We start from the raw sequence: 20649 nt of genomic DNA on the forward strand, positions 1-20649 counted from the left end.
CGCTCCCGGCGGCGGAGGCGGCGCCACCTGCGCCCCGCCGCCGCCGACGGCGAGCGCTCCGCCCCCGGCCGCGACGACGGCCATCATCCCGACGACCGCCGGGGATGCCAGCCCGGAGCCGAGCGTCCCGACTCCGGCCCCCGCGCCACCGCCGAGCACCAGGCCACCGGCCGCCCCGGCCCCGCCGCCGGCGACCGCTCCGACCACCGACGGATCGTGAGCCTGCAGGCTCTCCAGCAACCGCGCGGCGACGGCGGCCGGCAGCACCGGGACGATCACCGGCAGCACCCGCCGCCGGAGCCGCAGCGCGGCCGCCTGCTCGCGGCAGGACGGGCACGACCGCAGGTGGCCGCGGATCGTCCGCGACTTCAGGCGTCGCCCGTCGCCCTCGTCAAGCACCATCCGCACGCTCGCGCAGGCGGTGTCGCGACCGACCGCGCTCGCGCGCAGCGACTCGCGGGCCTCGTGCACCGCCTGGCTCGCGGCGGCCGGCGTCGTGCCCATCGCGACCCCGATCTCGTCCGGGCCGAGTCCCGCCAGCTCGCGCAGCAGCAGTGCGCCCCGCTGCCGCTCGGGCAGCGCCGCCAGGTCGTCGCGCAGGTCGCGCCAGCTCTCCGCGACGACCGCCGCGTCCTCCGGCGTCGGACCGGGCGCCGGGGCGCTGTCGTCCAACTCCAGGTCGAGCCGGCGGCGGCGCACCAGGTTGATCGACTCGTGGTGGGCGATCCGGTAGAGCCAGGGCCGCAGCGCGATCTCGCGCGTGACCCCGGTCAGCGCGATCATCGCCCGCGCCATCGTGTTCTGGAGCGCGTCGCGCGCGTCGTCGCCGTCGCCGATCAGCCCGGCGCAGTAGCGGTAGAGCGGCTGGTGGTAGCGCCGGAAGACCTCGCCGAAGGCGTCGGCGTCGCCCGCGCCCACGCGCCGCACGAGCGCGTCGTCGCTGGCCAGCCGCAGCACCGAGCGCCGAGTCCCACTGATCGGGCGACCGGCGGTCGCCGCCGCGGTCGCGGGCGGGTTCATGCCGACAAACTATGCGTTCCCGGCCCCGGCGGCGAGCCTGCAGCCCGATTGGCAGCCCGCAGGTCGGTGGCGAGCCGCCGCGTCAGCGGTCCCCGATGCCGCCGCCGGCCTCGCCGCCGGCATGGCGAGCGGCGGCCGGGATCACCTCGCGCTCGCGCGCCGCGCAGGCGGGGCAGGCGCCGCGCAGGACCAGGTCGTGGGCGTCGATCCGGTAGCCGGTCTGCTCGGCGACCCGGGCGATCGCCGCCTCGAGGCCGTCGTCCTCGAAGGCCGTGGTCGCCCCGCAGCGCTCGCAGACGGCGTGGTGGTGGTGTCCGCCGCCGGGGAGCACCAGCTCGAACCGCATCACCCGGTCGCCGGGGTCGAACGGCTGGACCAGACCCAGCTCGCCGAGCAGGTTCAGCGTCCGGTAGACCGTCGCGTCGCCGACCGGCCGCGGGCTCCGGCGCAGCCGCAGCTCGAGCTCGGCCGCGGAGCAGCAGCCGCCGCTGCCGGCGAGCTCCTCGAGGACCGCCTCGCGAGCACCGCCGACGCGGTGGCCGCCGCGCCGCAGCGCCGCGCTCGCGGCTCGCAGCCAACGCTCGCCGGTGTCGGTGGTGGCCGAACCGCTCACCCTTCCATTGAAGCGCAGCGACAGGTCCGGCGGCGACGGCGCCGCCTGCCTGGCGCAGCGCCGACGTGACGCGTCGACGACGGTCTGGCGCACCCGCGATCGATGTTGCCCTGATCATTACTTTACGATGTATGCATCCCAGGCGAAATCAGATCCATGGGCTCGCCAAACATTCCTCGACGTTCGATCCGAGACGACGTATGCTGGCGGCGACCGGGCGTCTGGTCGTGCCCCCACGCGACGGTCGCCACCGCACGCCACCCGGTTTCGACACACCACCACCGCCATGCCCCAAGCCCGCGCTACGGCGCCCTCCTCGACCGTCCCGGCGCGCGACCGGGTCGACATCAGGCCGACCGCCGTCCTCCTCGGCGAGCACGTCGCCCGCTACGGCGTCGACGCGACCTGCCAGCGATTCCGGCTCTGCCGCCGCCGGCTGGGAGCGATCGTGGCCCTCCGGACCACCCGCGGCCAGCACGCCCACTTCCTCGATCGCGGCTGCGTCGAGGACATCATCACCCACGGCCCCGACACGTTCGGGGCGCTCCACGTGCCGCTGCCGGGCACGCTCCAGACTCGCCTCGGCGACCTGCTCGTCGAGCTCGGGCCCGAGCGGCTGGCGCAGGTGCTCGGCGTCGACCTGCCCCGCGGCCCCCGCTTCGTCCAGCAGATCACGCTCGGCCGCGCCGGCAACGGCGCCCGGGTGACCCACGTCTGCGCCTCGGTGGCCGAGAACGCCGGCATCGACCCCGCCTCGCTCGAGGACACTGCGATCGAGCGCGGCTGGTGCACGGCCTGCACCTCCCACGTCCTCGTCGGCGGCGATCACCGCTGCCCGTGGTGCGACACCCGCGTGGTCCTCGACGAGCGGGCGACGGTGATGATCGACGACCACCTGTCCGGCGGGACCGTGGCGCGGCCGATCGAGCCGCCGCACCACGTCCACCATCCGCCGGTGGTCCTGCCGCTGCCGGCGACGGCTTACGCCCCGCAGCAGACCGCGCCGGCCCCCGGAGCCGGGCGCCGCTGACCACCGGCGCGGCCCGGCGACCCGGCGAGCGGCGGCGGCCGAGCGGCTAGCCTCGGGCGGGTGCTCCGTCCCGCCGCCGAGCCCCAGGCCGCCCCCGGCCTCCACGCCGGCGGCGGGCGAGGACGCCAGTCGCTGGCGCTGCTGCTGGTGGCGATCGGCGCCGCCCTGCTGCTTCTGGCGCTGCCGCTCGACCACGGCCGCCGCAACCTGCTCGACCGCGACGCGTTCGCCGACCACGCGACCGCGGTGCTCTCGCGCGGCGATGTCCGACACCAGCTCGAGGCAGAGATCACCGACGCGATCGTCGCCCGCGCCCCCGGGGCGCTGGCCGGCGCACGACCGCGGATCCGCTCGATCGCGGCCACGGTGGTTGCGAGCCCCGCCTTCCGGCGCACCTGGCGGACGCTGGTCCGCCGCGCCCAGACCCAGGTGCTCGACCCGCAGCGACAGCGGATCACGATCACCGTCGACGACCTCGGCGCGCTCATCGCCCGCGCGCTGGGACAGATCCCCACCGACCTCGCACCGCTGCTCCGGGACGCGGGCCAGGTCGAGCTGGTGTCGTGGGACCGCGGTGCCGACGGCGCGCGGCTGGCCGATCGCGCCGAGCAGCTCGGCCGCCTGGGCCTGGCGCTGCTGGTGCTGGCGCTGGCGTCGTTCGCCGCCGCCCTCGTCCTGGCCCAGCGTCGCGGCCGGACCGCCGTGGCGGTGGGCGTCGCCGCCGCGGCGGCCTCGGTGGCGGTGCTGGTGGCCGAGCGGGTCGGGCGCGCGGCGGCCCTCGACCGGACGGCGCCCGGCAGCGATCGTCAGATCGCGGCCACGGTCTGGGACGAGCTGCTCGGCGGCCTGCGCACGACCGCGGTCGCGGTGCTGATCGCCGGCATCGCCCTGGCGCTGGTGGCCCGGCTGGTCGGCCGCGGGGCAACCCGCACGGGCGGCGGCGCGGTCCCCTGGACCGGGGTCGACACGCGGCCCGCGCCCTCGCCGGCCGCGGTCGAGAGGCTGCCGGCCCAGCGCCGGCCGCGACCCGCGCCACCGCCACCGCCACGCAGCGGACAGGCGCCGGGACCGCGCCGGCCGCGACCGCCGGTGCGGTGAGCCACCGGCCAGGCGGCGTGCCGCGGCGTCGGCCGCCGCCCGACCGAAGGACCCGGCGGCGACCGACGAGGGGACCGAGCTCTGGTCCTCGACGACTCAGAGAACCGGCCCGCGTGGCACGCAAGGGGCGAGCATGCCCGGCAGCGTGCCGGCCCGAGCGGGATCGAGCGCGTTGAGGATGTAGTGCAGCGTCCGCGGCCCGTAGCTCATCGACAGGTGATCGCTGAAGTCGATCGGGCAGCCGTTCTGGAGCGTGATGTTCTTCACCGTCGCGCCGGGACCGGCAGTCAGGAAGGTCGACCCGTAGGGCGTGGTGACCTCGTCGTACTTGGTGGCGATCACCGTGTAGTGGACGCCCGGCACCGTGTCGCCGCCGGCGTTCAGCGCGGTCAGGAACTCCGAGCCCACGACCTGCTGGATCGCCGCGGGCCCGAGGAGCGGCTCGGCGACGCCGAGCAGCCCGAACGTCTTGCCGAGCGAGCCGATGCCGCTGAGGGTCGTGCCGTGGTGCGTCGCGCCGAGTGTCACCAGCGCGTCGACCTTGCCCGCCCCGCCCTCGAACTTCAGGTACTGACGAGGCATCATCCCGCCCTGCGAGTGGCCGACGATGTCAACCTTCGCCGAGCCGGTGGCGCTGCGCACGCGGTCGACGTAGGCGGCCAGCTCCTTCGCCGACTCGCGGATGTCGCCGGTCCCCTTGAGCGCCGGGATCTTGCCCAGCGCGCTGTCGGCCTCGTCGCCGTAGTCGAGCGCGAAGACGCAGTAGCCGGCGGCCTTGAGCGCTGGCGAGATGAACGCCCAGTTGTCGTAGCGGTTCTCCCACGTGCCGTGCACGAGGACGACCGGCTCGGGATGGCGCGACGACGGCCGGCAGGACCAGTCGTTGGCGCCCGGCGGATCGACGTCGGCGTCGACGAACGCCGAGTAGCCGAAGGCCGAGGCGAAGCTCGGATTCGGCGGACCGGTGGCCGCGGACGCAGCCACGGCGGGAACGCCCACCGCACACAGCGCGGCGAGCAGGACGACGGACAGCCGTCGCTTCAAGCGAGACATGGTGAGACTCCTGGGGACTCGGGGGTGTGCTCCTCCGGCGCAGCCGTTCAGCGTTCGCGTGCCGGCTTCGACGCCGCGCGCAACCTACCCGCAAACGCGAACATGTGTCAACTGAATCGACGACTCCGCGCCCATTGCCACAGCGGCCACCAGGACAAAGTCGATACATCTGTTCACCAAGTAGCCCACGACGCGGACCGCCCAACGTCCGGCACGGCGGGTGGAATGGCCGCGTGCCCACCAGCCCCGACCGCGAGCAGCGCCTCGCCGACTACGAGCAGCGGTTTCGCAAGGCGGGCCTGCCGCTGCTGATCGAGGACTACTCGGCGGACTCGGACCTCTTCAACCGCGCCTTCCCGCTGCTGGCGCTGGTCTTCGTCGGGGAGCTGCTCGGCGCGCTCGACCTCGACTGGCCCCTGCTCGCCAACCTGGCCGCGATCGCGGGCGCGGTCGGCTTCGCGCTCGCCGCCGTCGCCGTGGTCAACCGGCTCAAGGGCCGCCCGGCACTGGCGATCCCCGAGGACCTCGGCCCGGCCGAGCTGGCGGGCTTCGTGCTGGTCCCGGCGCTGCTGCCGCTGATCTTCAACGGCCAGGCGACGAGCGCGCTCGTGACCGCGCTGGCCAACCTCGCGCTGCTGGCGCTGGTCGCGCTGACGTTCGGCTTCGGCGTCGGCTCGATCCTGCTCTGGGCGACCGGTCACATGCTCGGCCAGCTGGCGCTGTCGCTGTCGCTGCTGGCGCGCGCGATCCCATTGCTGCTCCTGTTCGCGATCGTGCTCTTCATCAACACCGAGATGTGGCAGGTCTTCGGGCACATGCGCGACGCCTCGCTGATCGCGGTCGCGCTGCTGATCTCGGCCGTCGCGGCGACCTTCCTGGGCGCGCGGATCCCGCGCGAGGTCGAGCTGCTGGAGACCTCGGTCCGCGAGTCCGGGATCGCCGGCTCGGCACCGCCGCTGCGCCGCGCCCAGCGGACCAACGTCGGCTTGGTGCTGCTGATCAGCCACGGCCTGCAGGTGCTGGTGGTGACGCTGGCGGTCACCGGCTTCTTCGTCGCCTTCGGGATGCTGGTGATCGACGGCGAGACGCAGAGGGCCTGGACCCAGTCGGGCGGATCGCAGATCCTGTCGCTGGAGGTCGCCGGCGTCCCGCTGCGGCTGACGGACGAGCTGCTGCGGGTGGCGGCGGCGATCGGCCTGGTCTCCGGCCTGTACTACGCGATCAGCGTCCTGATGGATTCCGGCTACCGCGAGGAGTTCCTCGACGAGCTGACGGGGCGGATGCGCGAGACCTTCGCCGCCCGCGCCGACTACCTGGAGCTGCGGGCCGAGGCGACCGCTGCCGGCTCGTCGTCGCCGGGCGCGGCGGGCGCCTCCTGACCGGGGGCGAAGCGCGACCCGCCAGCGACGCGGCCGATGACCGCCTCGACCGCCTCGGGCGCGACCGCCCAGGCGGCGCGGAGCGCGTGGCCGGAACGCGGCGTGACCGCGTAGGGCCGCCCGACGACCGCCTCGACGATCAGCTCCGCCGCCTCGTGCGGGCGCAGGGCCGGGACCCCGCGGTAGGCCTTCGTCGGCGCGATCATCGGCGTCCGCACGAGCGGCATGTGGACGCCCGTGAAGCGGACCCCGTCGCGGCGGACCTCGGCCGCGACGCAGCGGGAGAACTCGTCCAGCGCCGCCTTCGACGCCAGGTAGGCGGCGAACTTGGGGGTGTGGACGAGCAGGCCCTCGGAGAGGACGTTGACGACGTGGCCCTGGCGGCGCTCGCGCATCGACGGCAGCAGCGCCAGGGTCAGCTTGACCGCGGCGTAGTAGTTGATCTGCATCGTCCGCTCGAAGTCGTGGATCCGGTCGTAGGAGCGGTGCACGGGCCGGCGGATCGAGTGGCCGGCGTTGTTGACGAGGACGTCGACCTGGCCGTGCTCGGCCAGGACCGCGGTCGCGAGCGCATCGATCGCGTCGAGGTCCGTCAGGTCGCAGGGATGGACGGACGCGCGGCCACCGGCGGCGACGATCTGGTCGCGCACCCGCTCGAGCTCCGCCCGGCGGCGGGCGACCAGCACGACCGTCGCCCCGGCGCCGGCGAGCCGCACCGCGGTCGCCTCGCCGATTCCCGACGATGCGCCCGTGATCAGGACGACCCGCTCGCGAACGGCGTCCTCGAGCGTCCCGGAGGTCAGGCGGCGAGCCAGGCGGGCCGGCGTGGTCGGCGTCCGCGAGGCCGTCGTCATCACCCGATGGCGGAGGTCGTCGAGGGCCCGCCGGGAGCCGGGGCCGAGGCCGCCGGCGACGGCCCCGAGCAGGTCCGTGGAACGCGAGGTGCGCGGCATGCCCCCTACGATAGCTACTGCGAGTAGCTTCTTGGGCCGAGAAGCGTCCGCCGACGATCCGGACGTACCGCGACCGCTCCAGGCGGTACCGTGCTCCCCAAACCGATGACGACACGTGCCGAGTCGCCCTCACAGACCGGAGGGGTCCACGCGTTGAACCTGATCGACGACTTCCAGAAGCAGATCGACGAGCGACTGGCCGAGCTCCGGCCGCTGGTCGATGAGTTCCACGCCTTGCAGCAGCTCCGCAAGGCGATCGAGACGCTCGATCCCGAGGCCGCGGCCGAGCACGTGAGCGCATTCCCGCTCCCCGGCTCGACCGCCGCCAACGCGGCTGCCGCGGCGGCCGCCGCTCAGGCGCCCGCGAAGCCCGCGTCCGCGCGTCCGCGCGCCGCCGCGAAGCCGCGCGCCAACGCCAAGGCGCCGAAGCGGGGGGCCGCGGCGAAAGCGGCCGCACGCACGACGTCGACCGCGGCGCCCGCCGATCCCGGCGAGTCCCATGCCGCCGACGCGGTCGCCCAGATCGCCGCCGAGCCGGGGATGACGGCGAACCAGCTGGCGACGAAGATGGACGTGCCGGTCAACGTCCTGTTCCGCCTGCTGCCGCAGCTGCAGCGCGAGGGACGGATCCGCAAGCAGGGCAAGGGCTACCTGCCGGCCTGAGCGCGTCGGGGCGGCGCCAGGCCGCCCCGACTCCACGCCGGCGGACCGCTCGCTCTCCGGTCGGGATCCCGCTCCGCGCACCAACGTGCCCCCCGTCCGGGGGGTGCGAATCGGTACGGACATCTACAGTGTCCCGCAACACGTATATGTTTCTTGCGTGTTGAAGAACGGCAGCCCTCAAGGTCGAAGGCCGGACCAGCTTCCGGCGGGTCGCCACGGGCTGCCGCGCGAAGCGGTCGTCCGCAACCAGCAGCAGCGGATCCTGCGCGCGGTGATCGACGTCACCAGCGTCGCCGGCTACGGCGAGATGTCGGTCGAGGACATCATCAGCACCGCCGGCGTCTCGCGTCGCACGTTCTACGACCACTACACCAACAAGGAAGCGGCCTTCCTCGCCGCCTACGACGACGCCGTGGGACGGCTCCAGGACGACGTCCGAGCGGCGTTCGACAGCGCCGACGACGTCATCGCCCGCACGACCGCGTCGCTGACGGTCCTGATCGACCGGCTGGCCTCGGACCCCGCGATGGCGGAGATGTGCGTCGTCGAGGTCCTCGCGGCGGGCTCCGAGGCCGTCGCCCGCCGCGACGACACGATGCGGCGCCTCGCGACCCTGATCGACGACGGCGTCGCCCTGCTCTCGGGCCCGGCGAACAGCCTGACGGCCGAGACGATCGTCGGCGGGATCCACGAGGTCATCTACGCCCGCGTGCTGCGCGGCGAGCTCGACCAGCTCCGCGACGCGATCCCGGATCTGGTCTACGCGATCTTCCTGCCGTACGCCGGCCCCGACGGCGCCGCCGCGGCACGCAGCAGCGCAGTCGACGCCCAGGTCGCGCAGGCCGCCGCGCGCTGACCGGCGGCGCGGGCAGGGGCGGCGCCTACCGCGCACCGCCCCACAGCTCGAGGGCGAGCGTCGCCAGTTCGTCGTATCCGCCACCGCGGTCGACGCGATCGCGCAGCGCGGTGCAGATCGCGCCGACGAAGATCTCGAAGTAGACGCTGGGGACGCTGTGCTCGCCGTAGCGCTCCCACTGGCTGCGCAAGGCGGCGGTGATCCGCGCCCGCACCAGCTCGCGGTGCCAGATCAGGGCGGCCTCGGCGGGATCGGGGACGCGCGTGAGGACGCAGGCGTCCGCGGCCGATGGGTCGGCTTCCAGGGTCTCGGCCAACGCGCCCATGCCGGCGATCAGCGACCCGCTCCAGGTCGCCCCGGATAGGAAGGCTCGCTCCCAGGCCGTGATCAGCGCCCCCAGCTCGCCGCTACCCGGACGAGGGTCAGCAAGGTCCATCTCAACGCTCCTCCTCCCCCTACCAGCGATCCGCAGCCTGCGCACCGTATCCCACACAGATCTGTGTCACAAGTCCGGAGCCGAATGATGGCCGTTCGTCCGAGCCCTCCGACCCAACCGCCGATTGCGCCCCGCCGGCCCAGACTCAACGAACGTCAGTCGGACACTGTGGCCGATCGTCCGACCGCTGTGATGCCCACACGTCGCTGGAATCCGCGCCAACCGCTAGCCTTCGCGGCCGTGAGCACCAGCGCCAATCATGGTCGGCGAGCCGACCAGCTCCCTGCAGGGCGTCATGGCATCCCCCGCGAGGTGGTGGTCCGCAACCAGAAGGAGCGGATCTTCCGCGCGGTGATCGACGTCACCAGCGTGGCCGGCTACGGCGAGATGTCCGTCGAGGACATCATCAGCACCGCCGGCGTGTCGCGACGCACCTTCTACGACTACTTCCCGAACAAACAGACCGTCTTCCTGGCCTGCGTGGATCAGGTCGCGCAGGAGCTGCGCCAGACGGTCAAGGATGCCTTCGACACGGGCGAGGACCCGATCGGCCGCGCAACGGCTTGCATCGGCGCCCTGACCCACTTCCTCGCCGAGGATCCGGCCCGGGCCGAGATGGCGCTCGTCGAGATCCTGGCCGCGGGCCAGGAGGCGATCGCCAAGCGCAACGAGACGATGGAGTTCCTCGCCGATCTCGTCGTTCGCGGAACGGCCGACCTGCCGGGCGCCGAGCACGTCAACCCGCTGACGGCTCAGACGATCGTCGGCGGCATCGCCGAAGTCCTCTACACGCGGGTCGTCCGGGGCGAGACCGACGAGCTCGAGGAGCTGGTCCCCGACCTCGTCCACGCGATCACCCTGCCGTACCTCGGCTTCGAGGCGGCCGAGGCGACGCGGCAGAGCGTCCGCAAGACGCTCGAGGCCCAGCGCTCGGGCCAGCAGACGCCGACGACGTCGGCGTAGCTCGCACCGGGCGCCGCGCGCCCGGGGGCCGCACGACCGTCGCTCGCCCGGGGTCGCTGCGGGTAGGTCGTCGCGCCGGCCACGTCGCCGGGTCGCTGCGCGGCCAGGTCATTGAGTTGATCGCTTGCTCGCCTCGCCTCGCGCGACCGTCGCAGGAGGACCGACCGCGCCGTTCGGCGCGGTCGATCGCGAATCGGATTGAGGTGGGCAGCCCGACGGCGGTCCGCCGTCCCGCAAACCGTCAGTTGATGGCGGGCTGCGCCGCGGCGGCCGAGCGCGACGCTTCGCGAGCCCCGTTCGGGCCCCACATCCCGACCGCCGCCTGCGCGAGGTCGTCGTAGCCGCCACCGGCCGTCAGGCGCTGGTGGACGAGCGAGGCCATCTCGCCGATGAAGACCTCGAAGTAGAGGCTGGGCGCTGGTGCCGAGTGGCACTTCGCCCACTGCTGGTGGAGCACCTCGAGAACCCGCTCGCGGGCCTGCTCGCGATCGCGAGCGAAGTCGGATGACCGCGCCCCGGTGAGTCCGATCAGCGGACAGCGCTCCGCCGCCTGGGCGTCCTCCTGCAGCAGGCGCGCCATCGCATTCATGCCGTCGTACAGCGAGGGGCGCCACGTGGTGCCGGCGAGAAACGCCCGCTCCCACACCTCCAGCAGCCCGTCACCAGCCGACATACGGTCCTGGCCGTTCGTCATGCTCTCTCCGCTCCCTCTCCCTGGCACGACGGCTGGGAACGCCGCCGTCTTTCGGGCACGCTAGCCGACCGGCCCAAGTAGAGCAACCGTTTTTGGTCGGATGTCGTAGGCAAACGGTCGATTTGGGGTGACTCGGGGCGTCTCAACCCGAATCTGCGATGGCGGCGGGACGGTCGTTGTCGGGTTGCCCCGGAAGTACCGTGTCACACCGAGCGACGAGCCGCCGGCACCGGATGCCCCGGAGGTGTCGGCCGGCACCGGCGGAGAGACGATCCCGGACGTGATCGTCCCTCCGCGACGGCCCGGCCGAACCGCTGGTCTCCCGGCGGCGCGACGGCTGGTGCGGGGCCGGGCTACCGCTTCTTCTTGGCCTTGGCCTTCTTGCCCTTGACGGTGATCGTCTTCTTCAACGTGACCGCCTTGCCCTTGGTGGGACGGAACTTGACCGCCAGCGCGACCTTGACCGTCTTGCCCTGCGCGAGCGAGCGCCGGGTCGAGCGGGTCATGATCGCCTTGATGCTGGCGGTGTCGGCCTTGTTGACCGTCCGAGTCGACTTGCTCAGGCGCGAGCCGGTGAGCTCCAAGCGTCCCGCGCCGATGCCGGTGACTCGCAGCGTCACCATCCGCTGGGTGGCGGAGGCGCTCGCGATCTGGAGTCCGCAATCGGGGGCCGGGACCTCGAGCTGTCGCACTCGCGACCCGCCGGTGTGACCTTCGTACGTCACCGTGGCCACCTTCGGCTGGACGCAGACGCCCTTCGCCGACTGCAGGATGCCGCCCTTGCCCGAGTTGACCGTCATCCGGAAGCTCTTGATCGGAGCGTCCGGAATGTCGTCGAAGGTCGCCTCGAGCAGCTGCGGCTTCGTGGCGGTGAAGGACGACGTCGCGTGGAGGTCCAGCGGGACGCCCTCGCCCTCGAGCTTGATGTAGAGCCCGGGCAGGGTCTTGCGGACCTGGCCGTTCTCGATCCGCTCACCGCGAACGAAGTAGATCGGGCCCTTCAGCGGCTCGTGCAGCGCCGGCGTCTCCGCCACGGCGTGCCCGACGATCGAGCTGTCCGGGCAGTTCCGCGCCGCGGCCCCGGCCGGCTCGCACAGCGCGCCGGGCTTGTTCGACGCAGCGGTGTCGAGCGCCAGGCTGACCGGCAGCTTGACGCGGACCTTCTTCAGCCCGGACTGCCCGAAGGCCTGCGACAGATCCGCCTCGACGCCCGGGTGCTTGAACTTGCCCATCTCGCCCTTGCCGCCGGTGATCTTCAGCGACAGCTTGGGATCGAGGATGACCTTGTCGCAGCCCTGAGCCTGGTAGGGGCTCGAGGCGGCAACGGTGGCACCCGCCGTGCTCTGCAGCGTTGCGCCGATCGCCATCGGCTGGCAGCTGGTCGCGTTGAAGATGAACCCCGCGCGATCGAGCGCGATGTTCACCATCCGCAGGTGCAGCGGGACGCCCCCCACGATCCGCGGCAGCGGATCGGCGGGCGCGGCCACCTTGGCCTTGTTCGCGTCCACCTGCAGCGGCGACCGGACCACGACCAACCCCAGGTCGAACGGCCCGGCCTTCGCCGGCACGACGATCGACATGCTGAACGGTGCACCCTTGTACGGGCCGGCGAGGTACACCTTGCCGGGGAGTGAGTAGGGAGCGCCACCGGTGCCCGCCGAGACCGTCGTCGAACCGACGCGGGTCGACTCGTCGCAGGTGCCGGCGGCGGCCTGTGCCTCGCCGCACAGCGGGACGCTGCCCAGCGCGCCGAGCAGGCCGGGCGGCAGGTCCAGGCCGATCTGGCTCAGGTCCTGGTCGCCGTCATTGCGGCGGATGGTCATCGTGAACGGCGCGAAGGCGCCGGCCATGGCGCTCGTGGTCCCGGCCTCGAAGGTCGGAGCGAAGGCCCCAGTAGGGCAGTCCTGGTCGATGGTGAAGGTGGAGCTGACGTCCTTGACTTGTCCCGCCCACGAGGCAAGCTTGGCTGCCGCCGTCTTCTCTCCGCATGTCATGGGGTTGACCAACGCAGCTCGGTCGCCGCCATCGAGCGTCAACTCGAGGGCGGAGAACGGCAATTCGGGGTTGTCGGTGAATGTCGTCGTGAGCTGCCCGGTACTCGGGTTCGCCGAGATCTTGCCTGCGAGTTTCACGAGTACGCCCGGCGCCTTCGCTGTGACGAACATCCGGTACATGTCGCCCGACGCGGGATCATTCGATCGTTGCTCGGCGACGTAGACCTCGCCCTTGATGATCCCGTCAGCGGTGGGATTCGCCGGGTCATCCGAATCAAGGACCGGCGTCGCGATCTTGATCGAGCCGATCTTCGACGCCGCCGGACATTGAACCGCGGTGTCCTCATGAAGCGCGAATGCGGCATCACTGCACGCTTCGAGGCCGTGGGCGACCGGCGGCGAGATCGCCGTTCCCTCGGGAAGCGTGACCGTCACGTCCTTCAGGTGAGCCGTGGCGCGCGCGCTTGGATCATCGGACTGCGGCAGACGGATGCCGACCACGTAGCCGGCCGGCTTGCCGGCGCCGGTCGCCGTCGGCCGCACGTCGATCGTCGGGGCGAACGGCACTCCGGCACAGTCCGTCATCCGCGGGTAGGGCGTCATGACCTCCGCCTGGAGGCTTGGTCCGTTCTGCGGCCAGCTCCACATCAGGAGTCGCGTGCTGTCGTCGATGTCGCACCGCGTGCGGTTGCTCATGAAGGCCAGCCGGGGGCCGGCGTCGGGACCATCGAAGGTCCGGAACTTGTTGTTGGCCTGGATCTCGCTCGCGACGCCCACCGGCTTGCTCGCGTCGTCGTACCCGTCGGGCGGCTGGCTGGGATCCGGACCACGGTGGTCGGCCGGCACGCCCCAAAGGGTCAGAGCCGCGGACAGAAGTGGATAGCCCTCCGAGAGACCGTCGCCGACCACCCGAAGGCGATACCCCCCTGAGGGGGATACGACGGCGTCGAGCCGTACCGTGACCGTAGTCAACGGCTGGAAGGCGAACGATGCTGCAGCATCGGGCGCAGCCGGAATGCGATAGATCGGCCTCGTGTAGCGGGTCGGGTTCGGTGCCGGCTTATCAGGATCGAAGTCGATCACGAGATCGGCAGAGCCAACGGCCGCGCTTCGCTCGCACGCGCCGTTCTGAGGCGTCTTGACCTTCACCAGCGGACACGTCGTTGCGACCGTGGGGTCCCCGATCATCCCCGGAGGCAGCGTCGTCTCAAGGCGACGAACGAAGCCGTCGGCGTGCCCGGCCGCGTTGGTGTTCATCTCGAAGGCGACCCGGAAGTCATCCCGTGCAGCGGCGGAGGTACTGCTCGGGGTCGCCACGAAGGTCGCCTGGTCGGGCCCGAAGGCCGCGCCCGCAGGAGCGGCCACCATGGCCGCGATCACGGCGATCGTAGTTGCCGCACCTGCGGCGAAGCGTCGAAGCATCATGTTCATCGTTCTCCTTCGACTACGCGCGGGTCCGCGCCCGGTAGGTGATCGTGCGACGCACGGCGGTCGGCTTACCCACCGTGGGCGTGAACGTGACGCGCGCACGGAGGACCACGTGCGAGCCACGCGCGAGCCGGCGAAGAGTCGCCCGCGTGAACGACACGCGCACGGTGTAACGCGTGGCGCGCCGAGCCTTCATCGATCGCGTCGAGAGACCGGCTCCCGACACCTTCAGCCGTCCGGCACCCGGCACCACGACAAGAAGCGTGACGGATCTATTCGCCCGCCGGACCCCGTGAATGGTCAGGCGAGGCGCGGAAGGGGCGAGCGGATGCTGAGCGCCGGAGGACGGCGGCGCGAGCAGGTCGCTCCCCGGCTTCGTGACCGAGGGTGGATCGGCCATCTGCCCGCGACAATCAGCGCCATCCGGGCACGCCGGCGGCTCCTCCTCGGGTTCCGGGCGAGCGCCGATCCGGGCGTCGTAGATGTCGTAGCTGCCATCGGTGTCACGTCGCCAGATGCCCTCCGCCGTCGCGATGAAGACCGAGGATCCATCGGCGCTGCTGTCGAGGTAGTAGGTCGGCAGGTCGCTTCGCCCTGTCGAGATTCGCTGGATCCCGTCGGCTGTCCACTCGTAGACATCGCGAACCGCGCCGTTCTCCTCCGGACCCGCCAGCTGGGTCTCCGTGTCGAAGAACACCTTCGACAGATCATCCGACGCGCCGCGTGCGTCGCGCAACGCGTTCGCCGTGTGGGTCTCCGAGGTTCCGGGGCGCCGGTTGTAGTTGGACAGACGAGCGCTTGAAGCGTTGGGACCGCAGCTGAGGCACGTCAGCGAGTCCCCATCGACCACGTAGCGGTAGACCTGATCCGTTCCCGCTGGATGGTCGGCCTGACCACGCAGCGCCGCGCTCGTCTGGAACACGTAGACCGAGGCATCAGCAGTCGCGCGAACCGCCCCCACATAGCCGGCCGCAGCGCCGACGTCACCGAGCGTCCGACTGCCGCTCGGCTGCCAGAGGCGGAGCTGTCGACCCGCCGTCCCGGACGTGACATAGAGCACGCGTTGCCCGTCGTCGCTGATGTGCAAGATCAGGCCGGAGGCCCCCGCGAGGTAGGTCAAGTGCTTCGTTCCCATGTCGAATCGGTATGCCTTCAGGGTGGTGTCCGCAGGGGCGTCGGCGGTCAGTTGCCCCTTGCTCTGGAAGACCACCGAGTTGCCCTGTCGATTCGCCGTGGCGACCGTCGCCTGAGCCGTGCCGAGCGCTTCGCCGGTCGCAGCCATCTTGACCACACCCGTTGGCGCCGCAGCGGCACCGTCTGGATCGACGTGCTGATCGCGGGAAGCGAGAACGGACTCATGGAGGTCGGCGTCGTAGACGTAGACCTGCTTGGGCACGCTCGCAGCGACGCTCGACGGATTCGGTGCGACGTAGACGAAGCGGCTGCCGTCGGCGGACACCTGGTTCCGCGTCTCGTCTGGCGTACGGAACTCAGTCCGTGTCCCAGGGCTGATCCCGGCTGCCGACGCGCCTGTCGCTGCGCCGCTGTCAGCGTCGACGTTCCGTACCGTCCCATCGTCGTAGACATAGACACGGGGAATCGTGGTTCCCCGAGCCGGCTCGCCGTCGACGTGCGTGCTCAGGCTCGTGAAGTACACCCGCCGCAGATCAGGACTCGCCCCCGCGATCCGCAGGCCGGAGACGCCGGGCACGGGAGGACGTGAGCCCGTCACAGGCCGACTGAGCCATACCGGGGCGTCCGCCGCGCCGAGCCGCACGATCCGGCCCGGATTCGTCTGCAGAGTCGGATCCTGCCAGTCGTAGGCGCCACCGATCGGTGCGGCGAAGGAGAACGCGGCGGCGCGACCATCGCCCGACGTCTGCAGCCAGTAGGTGGCCAGGTCTCCGGCGCCGTAGACCTGGTCGGCGGGGATCTGCGGGAGCAGACCTTGGATCGACCAACCGGAGCTGCGACGACCCGCCGAGTGCGGAACCGAGCCGTTCGGTGTTGTCGAACCGTTGTCAGTCGTACCCATCGGACCCGTGGCCTGAAAGAAGAGCCGGTTCCCGTCCGCGGCCGCGACGGCGTACGAGGCACGCGCTTGACCACCGCCGGCCTCTAGGACCACGCCAGCAGAGGATCCGTATTTCGGATCCGGCGTCACCAACTCGTAGCCTCGACCGTCAGCCGCCAGGGCGGCAGCCGGTAGCGACGCTCCCAGGACCACCGCTGCGGCCAGGCTGACGGGGAGCTTGCTCCTCGCAGACATTTCTCTCCTCTCCATGTCCACGCACATGCGCGAAGGACGATAAGGCCACGCTACAGGCCGTAGACAATGGACGCAAGCTTGTCTCTCAGGCCCGAAGGAAACCACTCTCAATGCACGTGGCCCTAGCCGCAGGGGAGCTCACCCGGTCGTCGCTGTTTCCGACCCGCCTTGCTTCACCTCGCAGCACATGCGCGGCACCTGCCACCGCCACCAATCGCCCCCTACCGGAGCCGCGATACGCAGCCGGCAGTCATGGAGTGAGCTGAAGGTTTCGAGCGAAGATGCCGTTGCTGGCGATCGGATCGACGGAGTCGACGAACGCATATGGACCAACTGCCCACAGGCACCCCGAGCCCGACACGGCGATGTCGCCGAACTGCCACCTGAACTCAACGTCAGGGCCGGAAGCCCGCGCGTAGATCACCTGGTCGGGAGCGCCGCCAATGCCGCCCCAGGCGATCGGGTCGGCGTCGGTGAAGCTCTGCGGGACTGTCGCGTTGATCGTGCATCCAAGCGTAGTGATTCGAAGCTTGTTGGAACCACCACTCGGAGGAAGGTTGAGGGTACCCTCTTACAGTGGACCGGCGTCGTTGACATCGTTCACCTGCAGCGTCCATTCGCCGATGGTCGCGACAACGACCGGGTGGGGCGAACCGAGGTATACCTGGCAATTGGAGTAGATCGGTGTGAACGAAACCCGGACCGGGTTCAACGTCGAATCGATCGTCCCGTCAGTGATATCGACGTTGGCACACTTGAAGCTGGGACCGCCTTGGATGTCGAAGTGCTGATTGACACCATCACCGACGAATCCGGGCGTGCCGTTTCCGTCGCTGAACGTCACTGCAGCACTGGCGGCCGAACCACCAGCAACGAATGCAGTCGCAGCGACCCAGACCGTCAACGCGAGCTTGCTCCAAATAGACATGATGAACCCACTTGCCAAGAGCCGAGCAACCGCGGTGGTCGTGGCGATCACCTCGACCACCGCAGTTGATGCGACTTCGTTTACCTCAGCTAGTCGGGATGCTCGCGCGAACGTTGAGCACGTTGCCGATCTTCTGGTTGCCTTCCATGATCGCCGCGTTCTTCCCGGCGGACGACGGGAGCCCCTGCTTCAGGTTGACCGCCGGATCGAGCAGCCAGTTGGTGAAGAAGTTGCCGCAGCCGTCCGCCTCCGGAGCCCGGAAGGCGTTGTCTACGAGACGGAATCCGTCGTTCTTGATCAATCGGCCCCGGTAGAGCACCGTCACGGAGCCGAGCTGGCCGCTGATGCTGGTATTCGGCGGCGGCGGGCTCGTCGCGCCCGAGGTCAACTGCAGGAGCACCGGATCCGAGTTGCTCCCGATGTAGCAGTTGTTCCCGAGGAACGGGTTGCTCAGCTTCACGCGAAGCGGCAGGGTGATCGCCGTGCCTGACTCGCCGAAGTAGTTGTTCAGGTTGAACTGCACTGGGCCGGCCAACTCGGCAGTCGCCGTCACCGCGTTGACGCTCGAGACCGCCGCTTCGAACTGATCGAGCAGCCAGCCGGGCCAACCGGTCGTGTCAGGGAGCCCCAGGAGCCCGCCGGGAACGTCGAGCGGGGTCGCAGACAACGTCGGCCCGCCCTCTGCATTGATCCAAGTCGTCGCGCCGGTGTCAGGGTCCAACTCGTAGCCGCCCTGGAGCGTGATCGTGTCGCCGATCGGCACCGTCGACGTCCCGAGCTTGAAGCTGCCCGAAGTCACCTGCGAATACACGCAGACATCTGTGCTCGGATTCGACAGCGGGCAGCGTTTGAAGTCAGCCCAATCACCCGTCGGGTCGGCCGCTTGCGCTCCGGCCGCCAGGACCAGCGACCCGGCGACGCCGGCGATCGCAACCATCTTTCTGACCTGCATCATCCACCTCGCGCTCTTGAAACTGGAAAGGGCGGGGCGCAGTTGCGCCCCGCCCTCAGAGAATCCGCTTGCTCAGCCGCCTCGGATCAGGGCGCGATCGAGATCGCGCGCCCGAAGACGCCGTCGCCCGTGCTCGGATCGATCGAGTCGTAGAACCCGTACGCACCGACCGACGACGGGCAACCGGTGTCCGTCACCGCAACGTCGCCGACCTGCGCGAAGATCTCAACATCGCTGCCGGAGTTCTGCGCGTAGCCGACCTGGTTCGAGGCACCGCCGGAGCCGCCCCAGTTGCTGATCGCGGCACCGTCCGAGAAGGTCTGCCCGAGCGTCGCGTTGATCGTGCAGCTGATCGCCGGCACGTTGATCCGGATGACGTTCGATCCGCCCGCCGCCGGCAGCGTGATGTTGCCCTCGTAGGCCGGCCCCGGATCGGTGTTGCTCTTCACCTGGATCGCCCACTTGCCGACCGTCGTCACGCTCGCGGTGTAGGTACCACCGATGAACGCCTGACAGTTGGTGTAGCTCGGCGTGAACGACACCTTCGCCGGGCTCGACGGCGAGTCGATCGTGCCGTCCGTCGTTGCGACGTTGGCACACTCGACGGCGGCGCCGCCCTGAATGTCGAAGTACTGCCCGGTGCCGTCGCCGTTGAACCCGGGCGTACCGTTGCCATCACTGATCGTCACCACGGCACCGGCGCTGCTCGCGCCTGCGCCCAGTGCGAGCACCGCGAAGGCGCTACCGATGGCCAGCTTGCTCCTCACAGACATACCTGCTCCTCTGACGTGTGGCCCCGAGGCCACGCTTGATCGGGGAAGTTGAACATACATATGTGCGTCTGCTCACGCAAGTCTAAATTCCCGCGCGCCGCGCGCTTCACGCAGAAGACTTGCAGTACCGCGCTGTGCCGGGCGCGTCGCTCTGGACATAGAGCTGTTTTGGACTTGAATCTCGGGCGAATGCAACTCCGACCAACGGCCGGACGGACATACGCCCCGGCCCCAGCCACGTCGCGGCCACCGACCAAAGAACCCCCTCGACACGTCGCCCGCGCTACCCTCGTCCCATGAGACGCTCTTGTTTCACGCCTGCGTTCCTCTTGGTCATCGTCGCTGTTTCCGGGTGCGGCGGCCAGGACGATCCCAAAGGGCCTCCCGGGCTCCCCGCAGACGCGGCAGCGATGACGAACGGCGTCACGATCGCTCGGCGAAGCTACGACGAGCGACGCACCTTCGAGACCTTCCGCGCGACGGTGCGGCGCCGCCCTCGGACCGGAGGACCGCTATTGGCCGAAGCTTCGCCAGAGCTCCTGACCCTCCGGCCGCCGTACCGGAATTGCCTCGAGAGCGAGCGTGGTCGCTCGGGAGGATCCCTTCCCGACAAGGTGCTGCTCCAGCGCTGCAAGCTGCTGCCGGACTTCGTGCGCACGCTTGCGATCGGTTCGCTACTCAAGGCGGTGCGTGTGCAACAGGAGGCCCGCCGACTCAACGTCACCGTCAACAACGCTGATGTCGACGCTGCGTGGCCACGCTACCTGGACACCACGATCAGCGGCCGCCGATACCTCGCCGCCTTCGAACGCCTCACCGGTCTTGACGAAGCGTTCTTGCGAGCCGATCTCCGGAACATGTTGCTGGACGAGGGGGTGCGTGCCGAGATCGTGAAGCAGGCTCACCTGACACCCGTAGATGATGCAGATCTTCGAAAGGCGTACCGAACGCGCCGAGACCAGATCGGCCAACCTGAGTTCCGTCGCATCAGAGTCGTCATCAGCAACACGCTCGGGCGCTCGACAGCCGCGCGCAGGGCGCTCGACCAAGGAACACCCTTCGACAAGGTCATCGCGAAGTACTCCGACGATCCCGGAAACCGCCAGGCCGGTGGTCGCATGGCCCCGGTCCGCCTCGGCTCGATTCCCGATCCGGCGGCCGAGCGAGCCGTGTTCAAGACCCCGAAGGGCAAGTTCGCCGGACCGTTTCGCTTCCAGGGCCGCTACAGCGTCATCCTCATCGAGCGGGTCTTCCCTGAGGTCGTTCCGCCGCTTCGAGACATCCGCCCGCAACTCCGCGCCGCGCTGACGACCGAGCGAGACGGCGAGGTCGTCGGGGCCTGGGAGCGCAAGGCAATCGCAGCACAACGCGCCCGGACCACCTGCGATCGAGCGATCGGCAAGGGCGTTCCGGAGTGCGGAAGCTCAGCCGCGCGTCCCACCCGTTAGCGGGCTTCAAGCGGTCCGGCGGTGCTGGGCGCCATGGCGCTCAGCACCGCGAGTGGATGCCTCGAACGGACTCACTCCCCCCCCCCCCCCCCCCCCCCC

At 70.6% G+C, this 20649-nt stretch carries 18 protein-coding genes; 7 read left to right on the plus strand and 11 right to left on the minus strand.

The genetic code is table 11. From position 1 onward, the window contains the following. Both PAI11_RS22960 and PAI11_RS22965 read right to left on the minus strand, forming a co-directional pair. On the minus strand, window positions 1–1020 hold a 1020-nt coding region (locus PAI11_RS22960; protein ID WP_040601483.1), incomplete at its 3' end, for an RNA polymerase sigma factor. Window positions 1021–1102: 82 nt separating this feature from the next. Then, window positions 1103–1633, minus strand: coding sequence for a Fur family transcriptional regulator (locus PAI11_RS22965; RefSeq protein WP_007579303.1), 531 nt, complete (start codon window positions 1631–1633; stop codon window positions 1103–1105). A gap of 286 nt (window positions 1634–1919) precedes the next feature. On the opposite strand from PAI11_RS22965, the gene PAI11_RS22970 reads away from it, so the two are divergent. After that, complete coding sequence (locus tag PAI11_RS22970; protein ID WP_007579304.1) at window positions 1920–2663, plus strand: hypothetical protein; 744 nt, start codon at window positions 1920–1922, stop codon at window positions 2661–2663. 60 nt (window positions 2664–2723) lie between these two features. Then, on the plus strand, window positions 2724–3761 hold the full coding sequence (locus PAI11_RS22975; RefSeq protein ID WP_007579305.1) for a hypothetical protein: 1038 nt from the start codon (window positions 2724–2726) through the stop codon (window positions 3759–3761). Between the two features lie 96 nt (window positions 3762–3857). Here the strand turns inward: PAI11_RS22975 and PAI11_RS22980 are convergent, their stop codons facing one another. Beyond that, window positions 3858–4814, minus strand: coding sequence for a lipase family alpha/beta hydrolase (locus tag PAI11_RS22980; protein WP_007579306.1), 957 nt, complete (start codon window positions 4812–4814; stop codon window positions 3858–3860). 233 nt (window positions 4815–5047) lie between these two features. On the opposite strand from PAI11_RS22980, the gene PAI11_RS22985 reads away from it, so the two are divergent. Further along, the gene (locus PAI11_RS22985; protein WP_007579307.1) at window positions 5048–6193 is read left to right on the plus strand and encodes a hypothetical protein; all 1146 of its coding nucleotides are present in this window, start codon (window positions 5048–5050) and stop codon (window positions 6191–6193) included. On the opposite strand, the gene PAI11_RS22990 is transcribed toward PAI11_RS22985, so the two are convergent. Further along, complete coding sequence (locus tag PAI11_RS22990; RefSeq protein ID WP_081488609.1) at window positions 6124–7146, minus strand: SDR family NAD(P)-dependent oxidoreductase; 1023 nt, start codon at window positions 7144–7146, stop codon at window positions 6124–6126. The genes PAI11_RS22985 and PAI11_RS22990 overlap by 70 nt on opposite strands. Window positions 7147–7251: 105 nt before the next feature. On the opposite strand from PAI11_RS22990, the gene PAI11_RS22995 reads away from it, so the two are divergent. Next, window positions 7252–7809 (plus strand): hypothetical protein, encoded by a 558-nt coding sequence (locus tag PAI11_RS22995; RefSeq protein ID WP_138974510.1) that lies wholly within the window; start codon window positions 7252–7254, stop codon window positions 7807–7809. 157 nt (window positions 7810–7966) lie between these two features. Continuing rightward, window positions 7967–8665, plus strand: coding sequence for a TetR/AcrR family transcriptional regulator (locus PAI11_RS23000; RefSeq protein ID WP_007579315.1), 699 nt, complete (start codon window positions 7967–7969; stop codon window positions 8663–8665). 25 nt (window positions 8666–8690) lie between these two features. On the opposite strand, the gene PAI11_RS23005 is transcribed toward PAI11_RS23000, so the two are convergent. Continuing rightward, window positions 8691–9101, minus strand: coding sequence for a hypothetical protein (locus PAI11_RS23005; protein ID WP_007579325.1), 411 nt, complete (start codon window positions 9099–9101; stop codon window positions 8691–8693). Window positions 9102–9341: 240 nt separating this feature from the next. Here PAI11_RS23005 and PAI11_RS23010 point away from each other — a divergent pair, with 240 nt between their 5' ends. Beyond that, window positions 9342–10064, plus strand: coding sequence for a TetR/AcrR family transcriptional regulator (locus PAI11_RS23010; RefSeq protein WP_244406590.1), 723 nt, complete (start codon window positions 9342–9344; stop codon window positions 10062–10064). Window positions 10065–10305: 241 nt separating this feature from the next. Here PAI11_RS23010 and PAI11_RS23015 read toward each other — a convergent pair whose 3' ends face one another. The 6 genes from PAI11_RS23015 to PAI11_RS23040 all read right to left on the minus strand — a co-directional run bounded on the left by PAI11_RS23015 (window position 10306) and on the right by PAI11_RS23040 (window position 19096). Next, window positions 10306–10758, minus strand: coding sequence for a hypothetical protein (locus PAI11_RS23015; protein WP_138974511.1), 453 nt, complete (start codon window positions 10756–10758; stop codon window positions 10306–10308). A gap of 353 nt (window positions 10759–11111) precedes the next feature. Beyond that, window positions 11112–14183: a hypothetical protein gene (locus tag PAI11_RS23020; protein ID WP_138974512.1), complete on the minus strand. Its 3072-nt coding sequence runs from the start codon at window positions 14181–14183 to the stop codon at window positions 11112–11114. 13 nt (window positions 14184–14196) lie between these two features. Further along, window positions 14197–16344, minus strand: coding sequence for a WD40 repeat domain-containing protein (locus tag PAI11_RS23025; protein ID WP_138974513.1), 2148 nt, complete (start codon window positions 16342–16344; stop codon window positions 14197–14199). A gap of 676 nt (window positions 16345–17020) precedes the next feature. Continuing rightward, complete coding sequence (locus PAI11_RS23030) at window positions 17021–17437, minus strand: hypothetical protein (RefSeq protein ID WP_040601487.1); 417 nt, start codon at window positions 17435–17437, stop codon at window positions 17021–17023. Between the two features lie 25 nt (window positions 17438–17462). Next, complete coding sequence (locus PAI11_RS27660; protein ID WP_244406592.1) at window positions 17463–18314, minus strand: hypothetical protein; 852 nt, start codon at window positions 18312–18314, stop codon at window positions 17463–17465. Between the two features lie 101 nt (window positions 18315–18415). Beyond that, window positions 18416–19096, minus strand: coding sequence for a hypothetical protein (locus PAI11_RS23040; protein WP_040601488.1), 681 nt, complete (start codon window positions 19094–19096; stop codon window positions 18416–18418). Between the two features lie 416 nt (window positions 19097–19512). Here PAI11_RS23040 and PAI11_RS23045 point away from each other — a divergent pair, with 416 nt between their 5' ends. Beyond that, the gene (locus PAI11_RS23045; RefSeq protein ID WP_170320777.1) at window positions 19513–20550 is read left to right on the plus strand and encodes a peptidylprolyl isomerase; all 1038 of its coding nucleotides are present in this window, start codon (window positions 19513–19515) and stop codon (window positions 20548–20550) included. Window positions 20551–20649 lie beyond the last annotated feature (99 nt).

The sequence above is a fragment of the Patulibacter medicamentivorans genome, assembly GCF_000240225.1.
Taxonomy (GTDB): Bacteria; Actinomycetota; Thermoleophilia; order Solirubrobacterales; family Solirubrobacteraceae; genus Patulibacter; species Patulibacter medicamentivorans.

Excerpts from the sequence above, each read along its gene's own strand:
- PAI11_RS27660 (WP_244406592.1), bottom strand. The coding sequence starts at position 18,314 with ATGGTTGCGATCGCCGGCGTCGCCGGGTCGCTGGTCCTGGCGGCCGGA.
- PAI11_RS23020 (WP_138974512.1), bottom strand. The coding sequence starts at position 14,183 with ATGAACATGATGCTTCGACGCTTCGCCGCAGGTGCGGCAACTACGATC.
- PAI11_RS22970 (WP_007579304.1), top strand. The coding sequence starts at position 1,920 with ATGCCCCAAGCCCGCGCTACGGCGCCCTCCTCGACCGTCCCGGCGCGC.
- PAI11_RS22990 (WP_081488609.1), bottom strand. The coding sequence starts at position 7,146 with ATGCCGCGCACCTCGCGTTCCACGGACCTGCTCGGGGCCGTCGCCGGC.
- PAI11_RS22995 (WP_138974510.1), top strand. The coding sequence starts at position 7,252 with ATGACGACACGTGCCGAGTCGCCCTCACAGACCGGAGGGGTCCACGCG.
- PAI11_RS22980 (WP_007579306.1), bottom strand. The coding sequence starts at position 4,814 with ATGTCTCGCTTGAAGCGACGGCTGTCCGTCGTCCTGCTCGCCGCGCTG.
- PAI11_RS23015 (WP_138974511.1), bottom strand. The coding sequence starts at position 10,758 with ATGACGAACGGCCAGGACCGTATGTCGGCTGGTGACGGGCTGCTGGAG.
- PAI11_RS23005 (WP_007579325.1), bottom strand. The coding sequence starts at position 9,101 with ATGGACCTTGCTGACCCTCGTCCGGGTAGCGGCGAGCTGGGGGCGCTG.
- PAI11_RS23045 (WP_170320777.1), top strand. The coding sequence starts at position 19,513 with ATGACGAACGGCGTCACGATCGCTCGGCGAAGCTACGACGAGCGACGC.